18 protein-coding genes and 1 riboswitch are annotated in these 16,930 nt (G+C 64.9%); of the genes, 13 read left to right on the top strand and 5 right to left on the bottom strand.

Going from position 1 to position 16,930, the window contains the following annotated elements; translation table 11 throughout:
- The first annotated feature begins 13 nt into the window (after positions 1 to 13).
- The 3 genes from BJA_RS33665 to BJA_RS33675 all read left to right on the top strand — a co-directional run bounded on the left by BJA_RS33665 (position 14) and on the right by BJA_RS33675 (position 3,576).
- On the top strand, positions 14 to 1,276 hold the full coding sequence (locus BJA_RS33665; RefSeq protein WP_011089386.1) for an ABC transporter permease: 1,263 nt from the start codon (positions 14 to 16) through the stop codon (positions 1,274 to 1,276).
- Entirely contained in the window at positions 1,273 to 2,103 is an 831-nt protein-coding gene (locus BJA_RS33670; RefSeq protein WP_063921533.1) for an ABC transporter permease, read from the top strand. Before BJA_RS33665 ends, BJA_RS33670 begins: the two co-directional genes overlap by 4 nt.
- A gap of 261 nt (positions 2,104 to 2,364) precedes the next feature.
- The gene (locus tag BJA_RS33675) at positions 2,365 to 3,576 is read left to right on the top strand and encodes an ABC transporter substrate-binding protein (protein ID WP_011089388.1); all 1,212 of its coding nucleotides are present in this window, start codon (positions 2,365 to 2,367) and stop codon (positions 3,574 to 3,576) included.
- 217 nt (positions 3,577 to 3,793) lie between these two features.
- Here BJA_RS33675 and BJA_RS33680 read toward each other — a convergent pair whose 3' ends face one another.
- Entirely contained in the window at positions 3,794 to 4,321 is a 528-nt protein-coding gene (locus BJA_RS33680) for a PRC-barrel domain-containing protein (RefSeq protein WP_011089389.1), read from the bottom strand.
- 222 nt (positions 4,322 to 4,543) lie between these two features.
- Positions 4,544 to 5,113: a hypothetical protein gene (locus BJA_RS33685; RefSeq protein ID WP_038966408.1), complete on the bottom strand. Its 570-nt coding sequence runs from the start codon at positions 5,111 to 5,113 to the stop codon at positions 4,544 to 4,546.
- A 180-nt stretch (positions 5,114 to 5,293) separates the two neighbouring features.
- Here BJA_RS33685 and BJA_RS33690 point away from each other — a divergent pair, with 180 nt between their 5' ends.
- Both BJA_RS33690 and BJA_RS33695 read left to right on the top strand, forming a co-directional pair.
- Positions 5,294 to 6,064, top strand: a complete 771-nt coding sequence (locus BJA_RS33690; RefSeq protein ID WP_011089391.1) for a response regulator — start codon at positions 5,294 to 5,296, stop codon at positions 6,062 to 6,064.
- Between the two features lie 13 nt (positions 6,065 to 6,077).
- Positions 6,078 to 7,403 (top strand): ATP-binding protein, encoded by a 1,326-nt coding sequence (locus BJA_RS33695; protein ID WP_011089392.1) that lies wholly within the window; start codon positions 6,078 to 6,080, stop codon positions 7,401 to 7,403.
- Between the two features lie 8 nt (positions 7,404 to 7,411).
- Here the strand turns inward: BJA_RS33695 and BJA_RS33700 are convergent, their stop codons facing one another.
- A complete protein-coding gene (locus tag BJA_RS33700; protein WP_051000308.1) occupies positions 7,412 to 7,657 on the bottom strand; it encodes a hypothetical protein in 246 nt (81 codons plus the stop codon).
- A 311-nt stretch (positions 7,658 to 7,968) separates the two neighbouring features.
- On the opposite strand from BJA_RS33700, the gene BJA_RS33705 reads away from it, so the two are divergent.
- From BJA_RS33705 to BJA_RS33740, 8 genes are all read left to right on the top strand, one after another.
- Positions 7,969 to 8,511: a lytic transglycosylase domain-containing protein gene (locus tag BJA_RS33705; protein ID WP_038966407.1), complete on the top strand. Its 543-nt coding sequence runs from the start codon at positions 7,969 to 7,971 to the stop codon at positions 8,509 to 8,511.
- Between the two features lie 134 nt (positions 8,512 to 8,645).
- Positions 8,646 to 8,773, top strand: a riboswitch (TPP riboswitch).
- The gene (locus BJA_RS33710) at positions 8,762 to 9,772 is read left to right on the top strand and encodes an FAD-dependent oxidoreductase (protein WP_011089395.1); all 1,011 of its coding nucleotides are present in this window, start codon (positions 8,762 to 8,764) and stop codon (positions 9,770 to 9,772) included. It overlaps the preceding riboswitch by 12 nt.
- 7 nt (positions 9,773 to 9,779) lie before the next feature.
- Positions 9,780 to 9,977: a sulfur carrier protein ThiS gene (thiS, locus tag BJA_RS33715; protein WP_011089396.1), complete on the top strand. Its 198-nt coding sequence runs from the start codon at positions 9,780 to 9,782 to the stop codon at positions 9,975 to 9,977.
- A 153-nt stretch (positions 9,978 to 10,130) separates the two neighbouring features.
- On the top strand, positions 10,131 to 10,913 hold the full coding sequence (locus BJA_RS33720) for a thiazole synthase (protein WP_011089397.1): 783 nt from the start codon (positions 10,131 to 10,133) through the stop codon (positions 10,911 to 10,913).
- Positions 10,900 to 11,526 carry a thiamine phosphate synthase gene (locus BJA_RS33725; protein WP_011089398.1) on the top strand — a complete coding sequence of 209 codons (627 nt, stop codon included), beginning with the start codon at positions 10,900 to 10,902 and terminating at the stop codon, positions 11,524 to 11,526. The genes BJA_RS33720 and BJA_RS33725 overlap by 14 nt, the downstream gene beginning before the upstream one ends.
- A gap of 202 nt (positions 11,527 to 11,728) precedes the next feature.
- The gene (gene thiC / locus BJA_RS33730) at positions 11,729 to 13,627 is read left to right on the top strand and encodes a phosphomethylpyrimidine synthase ThiC (RefSeq protein WP_011089399.1); all 1,899 of its coding nucleotides are present in this window, start codon (positions 11,729 to 11,731) and stop codon (positions 13,625 to 13,627) included.
- A 102-nt stretch (positions 13,628 to 13,729) separates the two neighbouring features.
- Positions 13,730 to 14,272 carry a hypothetical protein gene (locus tag BJA_RS33735; protein ID WP_011089400.1) on the top strand — a complete coding sequence of 181 codons (543 nt, stop codon included), beginning with the start codon at positions 13,730 to 13,732 and terminating at the stop codon, positions 14,270 to 14,272.
- Between the two features lie 52 nt (positions 14,273 to 14,324).
- Complete coding sequence (locus tag BJA_RS33740) at positions 14,325 to 14,900, top strand: mismatch-specific DNA-glycosylase (protein WP_011089401.1); 576 nt, start codon at positions 14,325 to 14,327, stop codon at positions 14,898 to 14,900.
- 172 nt (positions 14,901 to 15,072) lie between these two features.
- Here BJA_RS33740 and BJA_RS33745 read toward each other — a convergent pair whose 3' ends face one another.
- Entirely contained in the window at positions 15,073 to 15,801 is a 729-nt protein-coding gene (locus BJA_RS33745; RefSeq protein WP_011089402.1) for an SDR family oxidoreductase, read from the bottom strand.
- A 433-nt stretch (positions 15,802 to 16,234) separates the two neighbouring features.
- Positions 16,235 to 16,672 (bottom strand): VOC family protein, encoded by a 438-nt coding sequence (locus tag BJA_RS33750; protein WP_038966405.1) that lies wholly within the window; start codon positions 16,670 to 16,672, stop codon positions 16,235 to 16,237.
- Positions 16,673 to 16,930: the final 258 nt, after the last annotated feature.

Genomic DNA, 16,930 nt, shown 5'->3' on the forward strand with positions numbered 1-16,930 from the left:
CAAGGCTCGACCAATGGCGAATGCGCTTTTGACCGGCGCCGATGCGTCGACCGAGGTGCCGCTCAAGCGCCGATTGAGGCGTGCGGAGCGGGCACGCCAGGTCAAGGCATTGGCGCTGGTAGCACCGCTTCTCGTCTTCCTGCTCTTCACCTTCGCAGGCCCGATCGCCGGCATGCTGTGGCGCGCCGTCGATGACCGGGAGGTGCGCCAGGTCCTACCTCAGACCGTCGCGGCTCTCGCCGACTGGAACGGCAAGGACCTGCCGGACGAAAAGGCCTTTGCAGCGCTGGCAAGCGACATCCTGGCGGCGCGCGCGTCCGGCACCATGGCGATCGCGGCCAAGCGGCTCAACTACGCGCTGAACGGCTTCCGCACGATCCTGACCAGCACGACGCGCAATCTGAAGGCGCTGCCGGAGCCCGGCACCGCCAAGGAGACACTTGGCAAGATCAATCCGGCCTGGCGCGAACGCGCCACCTGGACGACGATCAAGGACGCCAGCGGCCCAACGACCGGCTTCTACCTTCTGGCGGCGCTCGACCTGACGCGGAACGCGGACGGCGCGATCGTCGCAGCTCCGCCGGATCAGGCGATCTACCGCGACGTGTTCGCCCGCACCTTCCTCATCAGCCTCAGCGTCACGGCACTCTGCCTGATCCTCGGCTTCCCGGTCGCGTACCTGCTGGCGACGCTGCCGCCGGGCCGGTCGAACCTGCTGATGATCTTCGTCCTGCTGCCGTTCTGGACATCGCTTCTGGTCCGCACCTGTGCCTGGATCGTGCTGTTGCAGAGCAAGGGCGTCGTGAACGACAGCCTGCAGTGGCTTGGCATCATCGACCAGCCGTTGCGCCTGATCTACAATCGCTTCGGCGTCTGCGTGGCCATGACCCACGTTCTCCTGCCGTTCATGATCCTGCCGCTGTACAGCAGCATGAAGGCGATCTCGCCTGCTTACATGCGCGCCGCCGCCTCGCTCGGTGCGCCACCACTCACCGCCTTCCTGCGGATCTACCTGCCCCAGACGCTGCCCGGCATCGGCGCGGGAAGCCTGCTCGTCTTCATCCTGGCGCTCGGCTACTACATCACGCCGGCACTCGTCGGGGGCGCCGCCGACCAGATGATCAGCTACTTCATCGCGCTCTACACGACCGAGACGGCCAATTGGGGCCTTGCTTCGGCGCTGGGTGCGGTGCTGCTGCTCGCCACTGTCCTGCTCGCTCTCGTCTACGGCAAGCTGGTGCAGGGCCAGCAGGTCACGGGAGGAATGAAGAATTGAGCGACAATTCCACCCTCCGCACGCCCAGCCAGCGCATCGCGTGGACCGCGACCATCATCATCTCCACGCTGGTGTTCATCTTCCTGATCGCGCCGATCCTTGCGATCATGCCGCTGTCGTTCAGCTCGGGCTCGTACCTCACCTATCCGCTGCCGGGCCTCTCCTTGCGCTGGTACGACGATTTCATCAATTCGCCGCGCTGGATGAATTCGCTGAAGAACAGCATGATCATCGGCGTCGCCTCGACCCTGCTGTCGATGGTGCTTGGTACGCTGGCCGCGCTGGGGCTGGCGCAGTGGAAGAGCCGGTTCAAGCCGCTCGTGCTCGCGTTCGTGCTGTCGCCGGTCGTCGTGCCCGGCGTCATCACCGCGGTCGGCCTGTATTTCTTCTTCGCGCCGATCGGGCTGACCGGCAGTTACCTCGGCTTGATCCTGGCCCACACCGCGCTGGCAACGCCCTTTGTGGTGATCACGGTCGGCGCGACGCTGCAAAGCTTCGACACCAATCTGGCGCGCGCCGCCGCCTCGCTCGGCGCCTCGCCGCTTGACGCGTTCCGCCGCGTGATCCTGCCGCTGATCCTGCCGGGCCTCGCCTCAGGTGCGCTGTTCGCCTTCGCGACCAGCTTCGATGAGGTGGTGATCGTGCTGTTCATGGCAGGTCCGGAGCAGCGCACCCTGCCGCGCGAGATGTTCAGCGGCATCCGCGAGAACATCAGCCCAACCATCACGGCAGCGGCGGTGATTCTGACCACGGTATCGGTCATCCTCCTCGCCACTCTGGAAGGCTTGCGCCGACGCAACGAACGGCTCAAGGGCAGCAGCGCCTGAAAGGCCCCCGCTGTCATTCCGGGGCGCGCAGCGCGAGCCCGGAATCACATCGGGCCGCAGCGACGGTGGATGAATGGATTCTCTGATGCGCAACTGCGCATCAAAGCTCGCGCCCCAGAGGGCGCGCCCCGGAATGACGACAGATCCCCCTGCTTATTTTCTCATCCCCCTCACGCATCTTTGGCTTAGCTGCCGCGACCGTTTGTCGCTAGAACAGTCCCCGCAACAACGCCCAAACAACAACACACAGGGAGAAACAACATGCAAAAACTCATCGCCGCCACAGCAGTCGGTCTCGCGCTCGCTGCGACATGCGGCACCGCGCAGGCGCAGATTTCCGACGATGTCGTCAAGATCGGCGTGCTCACTGACATGTCGAGCCTCTATGCGGACGCGACCGGCAAGGGCTCGCTCGCCGCCGTCGAGATGGCGGTGGCCGATTACGGCGCCAAGGTCGCGGGCAAGCCGGTCCAGGTGGTTGCCGCCGATCACCAGAACAAGCCCGATGTCGGCGTCAACATCGCCCGCAACTGGTACGACAACGACAAGGTCGACGCGATCTTCGACGTGCCGACCTCATCGGTCGCCCTGCCGATCTCGGCGCTGACGCGGGAAAAGAACAAGATCAACATCAATTCCGGCGGCGGCTCCTCCGATATCACCGGCGTCGCCTGCTCGCCCAACACGGTGCACTGGACCTACGACACCTATGCGCTGTCGAACGTCGCCGGCAAGGCGATGGTGAAGCGCGGCGAGGACACCTGGTACTTCGTCACCGCCGACTACGCCTTCGGCATGGCGCTGCAGCGCGATGCCGCCAACGTGGTCAAGGAGAGCGGCGGCAAGGTGCTCGGCGAAGTCCGCCATCCGCTCAACTCGTCGGACTTCTCCTCCTTCCTGCTCCAGGCCCAGGCCTCCAAGGCCAAGGTGGTCGCGCTGGCCAATGCCGGCGGCGACACCACCAATGCGCTGAAGCAGGCCGCCGAGTTCGGCCTCACTCAGGGCGGCCAGAAGATGATCGCGCTCCTGCAGGAGATCACCGACACGCATTCGCTCGGCATCAAGGCGACGCAGGGCCTGATCGTCACCGACGCGTTCTACTGGGACATGAACGAGGAGACGCGCGCCTTCTCGAAACGCTTCAACGAGAAGGTCGGGCACATGCCGACCATGATCCAGGCCGGCCTCTATTCGGCAACCATGCACTATCTGAAGGCGATCGAGGCCATCAAGACCGACGAGGCGCCGAAGGTGATGGAGCAGATGCGCTCGACGCCGGTCAACGACTTCTTTGCAAAGAACGGAAAGATCCGCATCGACGGCCGCATGGTCCACGACATGTATCTGTTCGAGGTCAAGAAGCCCGAGGAGTCCAAGGGCGAGTGGGATCTCTACAAGCTGATCGCCACCGTGCCCGGCGACGAGGCATTCCGTCCGCTCGACAAGGGCGGCTGCCCGCTGGTGACGCACTAAAAGTGCTCTCCCTCTCCCCGCTTGCGGGGAGAGGGTTGGGGTGAGGGAGTCTCCACAACGACGGTGACAGTTAGACTCGCGGAGAGTCCCCCTCACCCACTTCGCATCTTCGATGCGAAGTGACCTCTCCCCGCAAGCGGGGAGAGGTGGGGAAGAGCACGACAGCGCGCCCGGCGAAAACCGGGCGCGCGTCGTTCAAATCGTCACGCGAACCGCATTACTCCGAGTACTTGAACTCGGGCATGTTCTTCAGCTCGTCCTTGCTCGCGTTGAACACGGCGTGGTCCGGATACCACTTCGACGAAGCCGTCACGGTCGTCGCGGTCTTGTCGGTGCCGGTCGCGGCACCCGTGGTTGTGGTCGTCGCCGGCTTGGCGTTCGGATTTGTGCCGGCCGCGCCGGTATAGGCGACGGCCTCATTGACGAACTTCAGCTTGTCATAGGGCACGGCAACCAGATGCTCGCCCATGCCGAGGAAGCCGCCGACGCCGATCACGGCGATCTTGATGGCGCCGCTCTTGTCCATCAGCAGATCGTTGATCGAGCCGATGTTCTCGTTGGCGTCGTTGTAGATCTTCAGGCCCGGCATCTTCGACGTGCGCCATTCACCCGAGGCCGACGTGGTCGTCGTGGTGGTGGCCGCGGTCGGCGCCTTGTCGGTGGTGGCGGTCGGCGATTGCGCAAACGCAGCGGTCGCAAGCAGCGCGGTGCCGGCAAGGCCGGCGGCGATTGATTTCATCAGCATTGTTGTCCTCTCCTTCAGCAAAAACTCGTATGGAGAGAACAGCGCCGATCACGCGCAGTTCCTAAGCTGCGGCGATTTCGTCGCACAACGGTGGCGCTGCGTTGCAGTGAAAGTTCCTTAACTCACGCAGGAACGTTCCAATGCACAGTTCCCCGCCGACGATCGTGCGCCCTGGGTGAAGCACGAGCGCGGCGGGGAACGCGCCGACCTGCGTCGCTCAGATCAGCTCTTGTAGTCGATCAGGAGTGCGGAGAAATCCGAGTTGCTGGACGAGTTGCCGTTGGCACCATACGACGACGCCGACGATTGCGACTGCTGAAGCGCCTGGAGGAATTGCTGGAGAATCTCCGCCGTCGTCGAATAGCTCGTCGCGCTGCTGGTGGAGTCTGTGGAGGACGAATCCGAAGAACTGTCGTCCGGCGGCGGGCCGGGCGGCGGTCCACCTGCGCCACCGGCTCCGCCCGCACCACCGGGACCGCTCGCGAAGGCGGACTGAAACACGCCCTTGAGCTCTTCGGCCTGGTCCGAGGTCAGCGTCCCGTTCGACACCTCGTTGGAGATGAGGTCGTCGATCTTCGACTTCATGTCGTCCTTGGAGGGACGCGTGCCGCTCGACTGGTCGCTCGAGCGGCTCTGCTGGAGCGCCGTGTCGATGTCGGTCAGCGCGGTCGAGAGCGCGGACTGGTCCGAGGACGAGATCGTGCCGGCGGAAACTTCCGATTGCAATTCCTGCTGCAGCCGCTGTAGCGGCGACTGGTAGGTACCGGCGGAGGCCGCCGAAATCGAGGTCATGATGGCTCCGTGGATCTTGCGGGGTTTATTGGATAGCCGCGCCACGGTATGGTTAACGGCCTTAACGAGACCTTGCCGCGCCAGTGCCCGGGTGTGTCCCGGCATTGCGACGGGGCCTGCAGAAACAATCCGAAACAAAAATCTTCGCCTTTTGGCCCGAATCTTGGACAAACAAAGCGCATGGCCATTCTCAATCCCAACATCCTGGTCGTCGAGGACGACCGCGAAACGCGGACGTTGATTGCGAAGTACCTGCGCAACAACGCCTGTAACGTCACCGCCGTGAGCGATGGCCGCGAGATGTCGCGCGCCATGGCCGATCATCGCGTGGACCTCATCATCCTCGACGTCATGCTGCCGGGCGAGGACGGCCTGAGCCTCTGCCGCAAGGTGCGCTCGGAGGCGCAGACGCCGATCATCATGCTGACCGCGCGCGGCGAGGACGTCGACCGCATCGTCGGCCTCGAGATGGGCGCGGACGACTATCTGACAAAGCCCTTCAACCCGCGCGAGCTGCTCGCCCGCATCAACGCGGTGTTGCGCCGCCAGGCCGCAGCCCAGGCGGCGAGCTCGATCGAAGGCGCGAGCACGCTCGCCTTCGAGGGCTGGCGCATCGACCTGCGGCTGCGCGAGCTGCGCAATCCGGAAGGCGCGCGCGTCGCGGTGACCAGCGCCGAGTTCGATCTGCTCAGGACGTTCTGCGAACGGCCGGGCCGCGTGCTGTCGCGCGACAGCCTGCTCGACCTCACGCAGGGCCGCAACACCGGCTCGTTCGAGCGCTCCATCGACGTGCTGGTCAGCCGCATCCGCCGCAAGATCGAGCCCAATCCGCACGATCCGACCATCATCAAGACGGTGCGCTCCGGCGGCTATCTGTTCACGCCAAGAACTGAAGCAGCGAGAACTGAAGCAGCAAGCACCGAAGCGGTCGCGGCCCCCCTGGGCAACTGAGGGGGCGCCGACGATGAAGCCGTTCGGGTTCTTCCACCTCAAGGGTATCGGCGGGCAGATCGCCGCGCTGGTGCTGGCTTCCACCGTCGCGCTCCATCTCGTCGTCACCGCCGCCTTCCTGATCAGCCGGCCGGACCGCCCGGACACGCCGCCGGACGGCGCCCATCAATTGACCGATGCCGCGCTGCTGCTCGGCTCGACCGAGGCCAGCGAGCGGCCGCGCCTCGTCGCCGACCTTTCGCGCGCCTTCCCCAAGCTCGGCATCGAGATGCACGCGCCCGGCACGGCGGCCATTGTCGAGACGAGCGACAGCCAGCACCTGCGCGGAATGCGCCGTCACCTCGGACGCGGCTACAAGGTGGTGCAGCTCGCCGCCGACGACACCGCGCACCGCGTCGGCGTCGAATTGCCAGACGGCAGCGTGATCGCCGGCCGTGTCGATGGCGGCCCGCGGCCGTGGTTCTGGGGCGCACCGTGGCTGACGGCGCTGATGACCACCTTCATCTGCGTCACCGTGCTCGGCCTGTGGGCGGCGCGCGCGCTGGCCGCGCCGCTGTCGTCCTTTGCCGAAGCCGCCGAGAATTTCAGCCTGGACGGCGAAGCCGATCCGCTGCCCGAGCGCGGCCCGGAGGAGATCCGCTCGGTGGCGCGCGCGCTCAACCGCATGCATGAGCGGATCGCGCGGCTGATGTCGGATCGCACCAGAATGCTGGCGGCGATCAGCCACGATCTGCGCACGCCGATCACGCGGCTGCGCCTGCGCGCCGAGTTCATCGAGGACGAGGTCAACCGCAAGCGCATGCTGATCGATCTCGACCAGATGCGCTCGATGCTGGAATCCGTGCTGTCGCTCCTGCGCAACGACCGCAACGTCGAGGCGGTGACGCTGGTCGACATCGCCAGCACGCTCCAGCTCATTGCCGACCAATTCGGCGACATGGGCCATGTCGTGCACTATGACGGCCCCGCTTCGGCCACCGCGGCGGCGCGTCCCGACGACCTGCATCGCGGCGTCACCAACCTCGTCGAGAACGCCGTGCGCTACGGCGCCGAGGTCACGATCCGCCTCGACATATCCGGCACCAGGCTCGTCATCGACGTCGAGGACGACGGCCCCGGCATTTCGGATGCACGCAAGCAGGAGATGCTGGAGCCGTTCGCGCGCGGCGACGATGCGCGCACGATGGACGAGTCCACCGGCTTCGGCCTCGGCCTGTCGATCGCGCACGCGATCGCGATCGCCCATGGCGGAACGCTGTCGCTGCACGACCGCACGCCGCACGGGCTGATCGTGCGGATGGAGCTGCCGGTCTGGCAGGAGCCGCGGCTCGCCGCGTAGAGCGCCGCTTAAGCCGCGAGCGGGGTGTGCGTGACGGCGACCTCGTCGAAGATCGCCACCGCCTCGAACTGATAATTGCAGGCGCGGCACGTCCAGAGATAGGAGATGCGCCCCTCGCCCGGCTCGATCCAGTCGGGCTTCGGAATCGGCGCGCCGCATTGAGCACAGGGATTTTGCCGGGGGATGTCGCCGAAATGTGCCTTGGCCAAGTCCGCGCTGACAAAGTCCGCGCTGACAAAGTCCGCGTTGGCCATGTTGGTTTTTGTCATGGCACCTCTCCCGATTTGCAGCGTTTTCATCCTCGCTTTCGCGTCTGCGCGCGAATAGACAGACGTGCTGTCGCGAGCGGGGGTCGTCCGCCCCGAAGCTCAGCTACGCCAGCATTGCGTCGTAACAGCGGCTCGGCGCCGCAACATCTTCAGCGGCGGCGTTTGGTCACATCATCGCCGTGTTCCGGAGTCCTAAAGCATGATCCGGAAAAGTGCACCGCGGTTTTCCGAACAGATCATGCTCAAACAATAACGACAGCCGGGCGCAGGTCGCTCAGGGACGTCAGGGATATCTGATGAAAATTTTACGTGTCGCCGCGCTCATCGCGGCCGGACTGGTGTCGCCGCAGGCCGCATTCGCGGGTGAAGCCGCGTACGCCGAGATGGTCGCGGCCCATGCCCGCGCCAACGGCGTGCCTGAAGCGCTGGTGCATCGCGTCATCATGCGCGAAAGCCGCTATCAGCCCGGCCTCGTCGGCCATGGCGGCACCATCGGCCTGATGCAGATCAAGCTCGCGACCGCCCGCGGGCTCGGCTACACCGGCGATGCCGCCGGCCTGCGCGATCCCAACACCAATCTCACTTACGCGGTCAAATACCTCGCCGGCGCCTATCGCGCCGCCAATGGCGACCATGCCCGAGCCGTGCGTTATTTCGCTGGCGGCTATTACTACGTTGCAAAGCGGCAGCGCCAGGAAACGGCGCAGCAGATGGTGCGAGAGGCCAGCAACGAGGCCTGGCTGGAGCCGAACGGCAACCCGCAGCCGATGTTCGGCACCACGCCGCACAAAAAGCTCGCCCAGCGCGTCCGCAACGCGCGGGCCCAGGTTCCACACTAACCGCTGTCATTCCGGGGCAGTCCGCAGGACTGAACCCGGAATCTCGAGATTCCGGGCTCGATGCTTCGCATCGCCCCGGAATGACTGCCCTGTGGCTAACGCGTTGACCACCCCGCCCCGCTGGCATACATTGGCACCGTTCCGAGGGGTGCTCCGAGGAGGAGCTGAGATACCGCTAAATGGGCAAATCCGCCCAGGACCGCGGTGACCCTTTGAACCTGATCCGGGTCATGCCGGCGAAGGGACAGGGATGTTACAGACGATCAAGCGAGCGGATTCCGCGGTATCCATCATCGGCGCAGGCATTGCGGGCGCCTGGCAGGCACTGCTGTTCGCGCAGGCCGGCCACGCCGTGACCTTGCACGAGCGCGGCGACGCTGCGATGACGGACTCCACCAGCCACTGGGCCGGCGGCATGCTGGCGCCCTGGTGCGAGGCCGAGGTCGCCGAACCCATCATCAGCCGGCTGGGCCAGCGCTCCCTCGACATCTGGCGGCGCGAGCTGCCCGACACGCCCTTCAACGGTTCCCTGGTCGTCGCCCATCCGCGCGAGCGCAACGATTTCGAACGCTTTGCCCGGATGACCGAAGAGCACCGCCGGCTCGATGCAGCTAGCCTTGCCGAGCTCGAGCCGTCGCTGGAGGGCCGCTTCCGCGACGCCCTGTTCTTCCCGACCGAGGGCCATGTCGAGCCGCGCCGCGTGCTGCCGAAGCTGCACGAGCGCATCCGTGCCGCCGGCGGCACCATCAAGTTCTCCAGCGACGTCAGCGCCGCCGATCTCGACGGCATCGTGATCGACTGCCGCGGCCTGTCCGCGCGCGACGAGCAGCCTGACCTGCGCGGCGTCAAGGGCGAGATGATCCTGATCGAGACGAGCGAGGTGCAGCTGGCGCGCCCGGTGCGGCTGATCCATCCGCGCTGGCCGCTCTACGTGATCCCGCGCGAGGACAATCTGTTCATGCTGGGGGCGACCTCGATCGAGGCCGAGGACACCGGCGTCAGCGTTCGCTCGGCGCTGGAGCTGCTGGGTGCGGCCTATACCGTGCACCCGGCGTTCGGCGAGGCGCGCATCGTCGAGTTCGGCTCGGGCCTTCGCCCCGCTTTCCCCGACAATCTGCCGCGCATCGGCATTCGCGGCGGCAGGATCACCGTCAACGGTCTCTACCGCCACGGCTTCCTGATCGCGCCGGCGCTCGCCGAGCTGACGCTGCAATACGTCCAGCGCGGCCAGATCGACAACGAGGTGATGCAATGCGGGTGATCGTGCAATGCTTGTGATCATCAACGGTGAGCAGCGCGAGGTGGCTTCAGTCAGCGTGGACGCGCTGCTCTCCGAGCTCGACTACGAAGGCACCCATTTCGCGATCGCGCTGAACTACGACGTCGTGCCGAAAAGCCGCTGGGCCGAGACTAGCTTGAAGGCCGGCGACGAGATCGAGATCATCACGCCGCGGCAGGGAGGGTGAGGGAGATGACCACACGCTCACTTCGCGAGGACGGCTGCATTGGCCCGTCATTCCGGGGCACGCGAAGCGTGAACCCGGAATCTCGCGCCACAACTTCGAGATTCCGGATCGGTCCGCGTTCCGCGGCCCGTCCGGAATGACGGGGAATTCGACATGGTGACCTTCTACGGCAAAACCTTCGCCTCGCGCCTGTTGATCGGCAGCGCGCTCTATCCCTCGCCGGCGATCATGCAAGGAGCGATCCGCGCCGCCGGCTCCAACATCGTCACGGTGTCGCTGCGTCGCGAATCCGCCGGCGGCAAGACCGGCGATGCGTTCTGGAACCTGATCCGCGAGCTCGACGTCGCCGTGCTGCCGAACACCGCCGGCTGCCGCAGCGTGCGCGAGGCGGTGACGACCGCAAAGCTCGCGCGCGAACTGTTCGGCACAAGCTGGATCAAGCTGGAAGTGATCGCCGACAACGACACGCTGCAGCCCGATGTCGTTGGCCTGGTCGAAGCCGCCGCCATCCTGATCAAGGACGGTTTTGAAGTGTTCCCCTATTGCACCGAGGATCTCTCGGTGGCGAGCCGCCTGGTCGATGCCGGCTGCAAGGTGGTGATGCCGTGGGCAGCTCCGATCGGCTCGGCCCGGGGCATCACCAACCGCGATGCGCTGAAGCTCTTGCGCGACCGCCTTCCGGACATCACGCTGGTGGTCGACGCCGGCATCGGCGCGCCGAGCCACGCGGCGCAGGCGCTGGAGCTCGGCTATGACGCCGTGCTGCTCAACACCGCGATCGCCAAAGCCGCCGATCCCGTCGCCATGGCCAACGCCTTCCGCCTCGGTGTCGAGGCCGGCCGCACCGCCTTTGAGGCCGGGCTGATGAACGCCCGCGACTTCGCCTCCCCTTCCACCCCTGTCGTTGGGACCCCGTTCTGGCATGCCGTATCCTGATCGCAACGCGTATCCTGATCGCTTCTATCCCGTCGTCGACAGCCTCGCCTGGGTCGAGCGCCTGACAAAACTCGGCGTCGGCACGATTCAACTGCGCGCGAAAGATCTGAACGACGCCGAAGCGCTGCAGATCGTCACCGACGCGCTCGCCATCACCGAGGGCACGCAGGCGAAGCTCGTGGTGAACGATTACTGGCGCGCGGCGATCGTCGCCGGCGCGAAGTATCTGCATCTCGGCCAGGAAGACCTCGCCGACGCCGATCTCAAGGCCATCCGCGAGGCCGGTCTGTCGCTCGGCGTCTCCACCCATGACGACGCCGAGCTTGCGACCGCGCTCGCCGCAAAACCCGACTATGTCGCGCTGGGCCCGATCTTCTTCACCACCTTGAAGTCGATGCGCTTCGAGCCGCAGGGCATTCCGAAGATCACGGAATGGAAGAAGCGCATCGGCACCATCCCGCTGGTCGCGATCGGCGGCATCAAGTTCGAGCACGCCGCCGAGATCTTCGCGGCGGGCGCCGATTCCATCGCCGTCGTCAGCGACGTCACGCAGAATACCGACCCCGACGCGCGGGTGCGGCAATGGCTCGGCCTACCTGCGGAGGCGGCGTGATGCGCCTCGCTCTCTCTACACACTCCGCCGTCATCGCCCGGCTTGACCGGGCGATCCAGTACGCCGCGGCCTCTCCGTATCCCACTACGGCCTCTGGAATACTGGATCCCCGTTCCCGTGCGCAATTGCGCACTAGGCGGGGATGACAGCGGTAATTGTCTCTCGTGCAGCGATGCCAACGAACTGAATTAAGGAGGATCCCATGAACATCCGCTCCAACCCGCAACAGACCGTTCCCGCCGTCACCACCGGCCCGCTGTCGTCTTCACGAAAGATCTTCGCGTCCCCGGACGCCGCGCCCGACCTGCGCGTGCCCCTGCGCGAGATCATCCTGTCCGAAGGCGCTGGCGAGCCGAACCTGCCGGTGTACGACACCTCCGGCCCCTACACCGATCCGTCCGTGACCATCGACGTCAACGCCGGCCTTGCCCGGAGCCGCAAGCAATGGGTGCTGGAGCGCGGCGGCGTCGAGGAATATGAGGGCCGCCAGGTCAAGCCGGAGGACAATGGCAACCTCTCCACCGACAAGGCCGCGCGCGCGTTCTCGGCCTATCACAAGCCGCTGCGCGGCCTCGACGGCCACAAGATCACGCAGCTCGAATTCGCCCGCGCCGGCATCATCACCAAGGAGATGATCTACGTCGCCGCCCGCGAAAACCTTGGCCGCAAGGAGCAGCTCGAGCGCGCGGAAGCAGCGCTCGCCGACGGCGAAAGCTTCGGCGCGGAAGTCCCCGCCTTCATCACCCCGGAGTTCGTGCGCTCCGAGATCGCGCGCGGCCGCGCCATCATCCCCTGCAACATCAACCACTCAGAGCTCGAGCCGATGATCATCGGCCGCAACTTCCTCACCAAGATCAACGCCAATATCGGCAACTCGGCGGTGACCTCATCCGTCGAGGAAGAGGTCGAGAAGATGGTGTGGGCGATCCGCTGGGGCGCCGACACCGTGATGGACCTCTCGACGGGCCGCAACATCCACACCACCCGCGAATGGATCTTGCGCAACGCGCCGGTGCCGATCGGCACCGTTCCCATTTACCAGGCGCTGGAGAAGTGCAACGGCGATCCGGTCAAGCTGACCTGGGAGCTCTACAAGGACACGCTGATCGAGCAGTGCGAGCAGGGCGTCGACTATTTCACCATCCACGCCGGCGTGCGCCTGTCCTACATCCACCTCACCGCCAACCGCGTCACCGGCATCGTCTCTAGAGGCGGCTCGATCATGGCGAAGTGGTGCCTGGCGCATCACAAGGAGAGCTTCCTCTACACCCATTTCGACGAGATCTGCGACCTCATGCGCAAGTATGATGTCTCGTTCTCGCTCGGCGACGGCCTGCGTCCCGGCTCGATCGCGGACGCCAACGACCGTGCGCAGTTTGCCGAACTGGAAACGCTCGGCGAGCTGACCAAGATCGCGTGGGACAAGGGCTGCCAGGTCATGATCGAAGGCCCCGGCCACGTGCCGATGCACAAGATCAAGATCAACATGGACAAGCAGCTTAGGGAGTGCGGCGAAGCGCCGTTCTACACCCTCGGGCCCCTGACCACCGACATCGCGCCGGGCTACGACCACATCACCTCGGGGATTGGCGCCGCCATGATCGGCTGGTTCGGCTGCGCCATGCTCTGCTACGTCACCCCGAAGGAGCATCTTGGGCTACCCGACCGCAACGACGTCAAGGTCGGCGTCATCACCTACAAGATCGCCGCCCACGCCAGCGATCTCGCCAAGGGCCACCCGGCCGCCCAGCTGCGCGACGACGCGCTGTCCCGCGCCCGTTTCGACTTCCGCTGGAGCGACCAGTTCAACCTCGGCCTCGACCCCGACACCGCGAAAAACTTCCACGACGAGACCCTGCCGAAGGAAGCCCACAAGGTCGCCCATTTCTGCTCGATGTGCGGCCCAAAATTCTGCTCGATGAAGATCACGCAGGACGTGCGCGACTATGCGGCGACGCTGAACGATCCGAACTCGATCGGCATGTCGCTGAGCGGGACCGCCGAGGACGGCATGAAGCAGATGAGCGCGAAGTTCAAGGAGATGGGCAGCAGCGTGTATCTGGATGCGGAGAAGGTGAAGGAGAGTAATCGGGTGTTGTGAGGGGGCGCAGTGCCTGACTAGATTGCAGCGGGGGTAATCGTTGGGTTACCCCTGCTGTTCCGTTCGTGAACGCAAGCGCACGAGAATATCCCAGACTCCCGAATGAGCTTCATGAACGAATTGGAGCTGCAAGCGTACGGGCGCGTAGCGCAAGCACTTGCGCGCCACGCTTATGCGATGGCCGAATCCGAAGACAAGGATTATCGTCAGGCATTTCCGAACGCTCCGGGACCGATCTATTATCATTGGTCAACGTCGACATTCGAAGCGGTCGCACATGATCTATGGCGTCTCGGCATTTTCAGGCCATTGGATCAGACCGGAGCGTGGGCCTACCATTTCGTGTTCAATTGCACGATCGACGAGGCAAATCTTGTGGCCGAACGGAACGCAGCGGCCGGCCCTACGCTCGCTGAGCTCCTGATCACGTTCATCAACCTTTTCGCGGATTTCGGAACCCAGTATTGGGGCTTCTCAACCAACCCAAACGTTCCTTTTGGCCTGAACGCTCGACTCACACCGACGTTCGACGCGCTTGCCTCCATCGGATATCTCACCAAGAGCGACCAAGGCTATACCTGGACATACCTCATTGGGCCGGTCATGCGCGCGTCCTACTTCGATGAGGACTGGACGGCTCATTGAGCGCCGTAGCCCGGATGAGCGAAGCGACATCCGGGATTGACAGTTGACCCGCATGTCGCTGACGCTCATGCGGGCTACGACGCTAAGGTTACTTAATTTGCCCGACGCTACCCCCCACCGCCTCCCCGACCAGCTCCGGCCCAACCTCCGCCTCGTCTTCGTCGGCACCGCCGCCTCTACGCGCTCGGCGGAGGTCGGGCACTACTACGCCCATCCCGGCAACCGCTTCTGGCGCGCGATCCATGAGGCCGGGATCACGCCGCGGCGTTATCAGCCGGGCGAGTTCGCAGCGCTGATCGAGCTTGGGATCGGCTTCACCGATCTCTCCAAGACCGGCGCCGGGATGGATCACAAGATCGCGACTGACACGATCGACGTGCCCGGCTTCAGGGCCAAGATCGAGAAGTATCGGCCGAGGACGATTGCGTTCACGAGCAAGAAAGCGGCGAGCTTGTTTTACGGCAGGCCGTCGAGCGGGATTTCGCTGGGGCGGCAGCCGCGGGATGGAAGCTGGCCCGAGGTGTTCGTGCTGCCCTCGCCGTCCGGTGCTGCGTCCGGGCATTGGACGCTGGAGCCGTGGCGAGAACTGGCGGCGTGGATTGCTGCGCTGGACGTTCAACACCCATAGACCTCATCCTGAGGAGACCGCCACCGGGTCCGCGCAATGCGCGGCCCGATGACAGGCTCCGCAGTCGTCTCGAAGGATGGCCGCGGGCGAGATGGTGGGGCCTGCATGGTTCGAGACGGCGCTTCGCGCCTCCTCACCATGAGGAATGGACACCGTCACCCGCGCATGCGCCCTAAAGATCGAAATTGGTCGGCAGCATCAGCACGTCTCGAATGGTCATGCCGCGCGGCCGCGTCAGCATGAACATCACGACCTCGGCCACGTCGCTGGCTTCCAGCAGGCTTCCCGAGTCCCTGGCTTCCTTCAGCTTCTCGGGCGGCCAGTCCGCGAGCAGCGCGCTGACGACCGGGCCGGGCGAGATCGAGCCCACGCGAATGCCATGCTTGAAGACCTGGCGCCGCACCGTCTGGACGAAGCAGTTGATCGCCCATTTGGACGACGCATAGACCGGCTCCCACGGCGTCGGAAAATGCGCCGCCAGCGAACTCGTGACGATGATGTCGCCGGTTCGGCGTTCGATCATGTGCGGTAGCACGTCGTGCACGTTTTTCATCACGACGTTGACATTCAGGTTCAGCATCCGGTCGATCGCCATGGTGTCGGCATCGACCAGATCGCCGCCGACATACGTGCCTGCGTTTGCATGCAGGATGTCGAGCTGGCAGGCCTTCTCCAAGACGCGCGGCAACAGCGTTGCGCAGTCTTCTGGATCGAGCAGGTCGACGACCAGCGGGATCACGGTGTCGCCGTGCTTGTTGCAGAGCGCCTTCAGCGCAGCCTCGTCGCGATCGACCATCACCACGCGCGCGCCCGCAGCCAGCATCGCCTCGGCACTCGCCAATCCGATGCCGGACGCGGCTCCGGTGACGGCAGCAACCTTGCCTTCCAATTCTCTCGCCATGGGATCACCATCCTGCTGAGATTGGCAGTATAGCGATCCAAGGCGACCTGGCGAAGTGGATCACGTCGCAATAAGCACCAAACCTCATCCTGAGGAGACCGCCACCGGGTCCGCGCAAAGCGCGGCCCGATGACAGGCTCCGCGGTCGTCTCGAAGGATGGCCGGCGGCGGTGTGTGGGCCTCCATGTTCTCCGAGCGATGCAAAGCATCGTCCGGCGACGGCGCTGGCGCGCCTCCTCGTCATGAGGGGCGAGGTCTGCCATCGTGGATGCTGAGGCGATGGGTTTCGCGTTGCTCTACCCATCCTACGCGCCAGAAAGCGCGATAGCTCGTAGCCCGGATGAGCGAAGCGATATCCGGGGTCGGCGGTTGACCCGCATGTCGCTTCGCTTATGCGGGCTACAGGCTACAGGCCTGACCCACCGTACGAGGTTCACCCCGCATACGCCTTGTCGAGGTCTGCAATCACGATCTTCCGCATCCCCATCATCGCCTGCATGACGCGGTTGGCCTTGGTGCGGTCGGGGTCGCCAAGGTAGCGGCCGAGCGCTGATGGGATCACCTGCCAGGACAGGCCGAACTTGTCCTTGAGCCAGCCGCAGCGGGATTCCTCGCCGCCGTCGGCGGTGAGCCTGTCCCAAAAATAATCCACCTCACCTTGCGTCTCCACGCTGATGAAGAACGACACCGCCTCGTTGAATCTGTATTGCGGCCCGCCGTTGAGCGCGTGGAAGCGCTGGCCTTCGAGTTCGAACACCGCCATGAAGTCGCTGACGGTCTCGACCTCAGCGTTGGGGAACACCGATTTGTAGAACGCGACGGCTTCCGGGACGTTGTTGTCGAACCAGAGGAACGGCGTGATTGAGGTCATGAAACTGTATCCTTTCGTCTTGGACCGGACGCGCGAGCGCGCGCCACTGTCCCAAGGACGAGGCACGGAACGTCATTCCGACAGAGGGAACGCGTAATATTCTCAGCCGTCGTCCCGGCGAAGGCCGGGACCCATACCCCCAGGGAGCAGTTTGGCGAAGATCGGTCGTTCGGGATTAGTACCACCGGCAATCGATAGACCTCGCGGTATGGGTCCCGGCCTTCGCCGGGACGACACCGTAGGTTTGGGCGGCACGCG

This window comes from Bradyrhizobium diazoefficiens USDA 110 (assembly GCF_000011365.1).
GTDB classification, from domain to species: domain Bacteria; phylum Pseudomonadota; class Alphaproteobacteria; order Rhizobiales; family Xanthobacteraceae; genus Bradyrhizobium; species Bradyrhizobium diazoefficiens.

Coding starts and splice junctions, on each gene's coding strand:
- BJA_RS33665 (WP_011089386.1), top strand. CDS start 14: ATGGCGAATGCGCTTTTGACCGGCGCCGATGCGTCGACCGAGGTGCCG.
- BJA_RS33675 (WP_011089388.1), top strand. CDS start 2,365: ATGCAAAAACTCATCGCCGCCACAGCAGTCGGTCTCGCGCTCGCTGCG.
- BJA_RS33680 (WP_011089389.1), bottom strand. CDS start 4,321: ATGCTGATGAAATCAATCGCCGCCGGCCTTGCCGGCACCGCGCTGCTT.
- BJA_RS33685 (WP_038966408.1), bottom strand. CDS start 5,113: ATGACCTCGATTTCGGCGGCCTCCGCCGGTACCTACCAGTCGCCGCTA.
- BJA_RS33690 (WP_011089391.1), top strand. CDS start 5,294: ATGGCCATTCTCAATCCCAACATCCTGGTCGTCGAGGACGACCGCGAA.
- BJA_RS33695 (WP_011089392.1), top strand. CDS start 6,078: ATGAAGCCGTTCGGGTTCTTCCACCTCAAGGGTATCGGCGGGCAGATC.
- BJA_RS33700 (WP_051000308.1), bottom strand. CDS start 7,657: ATGGCCAACGCGGACTTTGTCAGCGCGGACTTTGTCAGCGCGGACTTG.
- BJA_RS33705 (WP_038966407.1), top strand. CDS start 7,969: ATGAAAATTTTACGTGTCGCCGCGCTCATCGCGGCCGGACTGGTGTCG.
- BJA_RS33710 (WP_011089395.1), top strand. CDS start 8,762: ATGTTACAGACGATCAAGCGAGCGGATTCCGCGGTATCCATCATCGGC.
- thiS (WP_011089396.1), top strand. CDS start 9,780: ATGCTTGTGATCATCAACGGTGAGCAGCGCGAGGTGGCTTCAGTCAGC.
- BJA_RS33720 (WP_011089397.1), top strand. CDS start 10,131: ATGGTGACCTTCTACGGCAAAACCTTCGCCTCGCGCCTGTTGATCGGC.
- BJA_RS33725 (WP_011089398.1), top strand. CDS start 10,900: ATGCCGTATCCTGATCGCAACGCGTATCCTGATCGCTTCTATCCCGTC.
- thiC (WP_011089399.1), top strand. CDS start 11,729: ATGAACATCCGCTCCAACCCGCAACAGACCGTTCCCGCCGTCACCACC.
- BJA_RS33735 (WP_011089400.1), top strand. CDS start 13,730: ATGAGCTTCATGAACGAATTGGAGCTGCAAGCGTACGGGCGCGTAGCG.
- BJA_RS33740 (WP_011089401.1), top strand. CDS start 14,325: ATGTCGCTGACGCTCATGCGGGCTACGACGCTAAGGTTACTTAATTTG.
- BJA_RS33745 (WP_011089402.1), bottom strand. CDS start 15,801: ATGGCGAGAGAATTGGAAGGCAAGGTTGCTGCCGTCACCGGAGCCGCG.
- BJA_RS33750 (WP_038966405.1), bottom strand. CDS start 16,672: ATGACCTCAATCACGCCGTTCCTCTGGTTCGACAACAACGTCCCGGAA.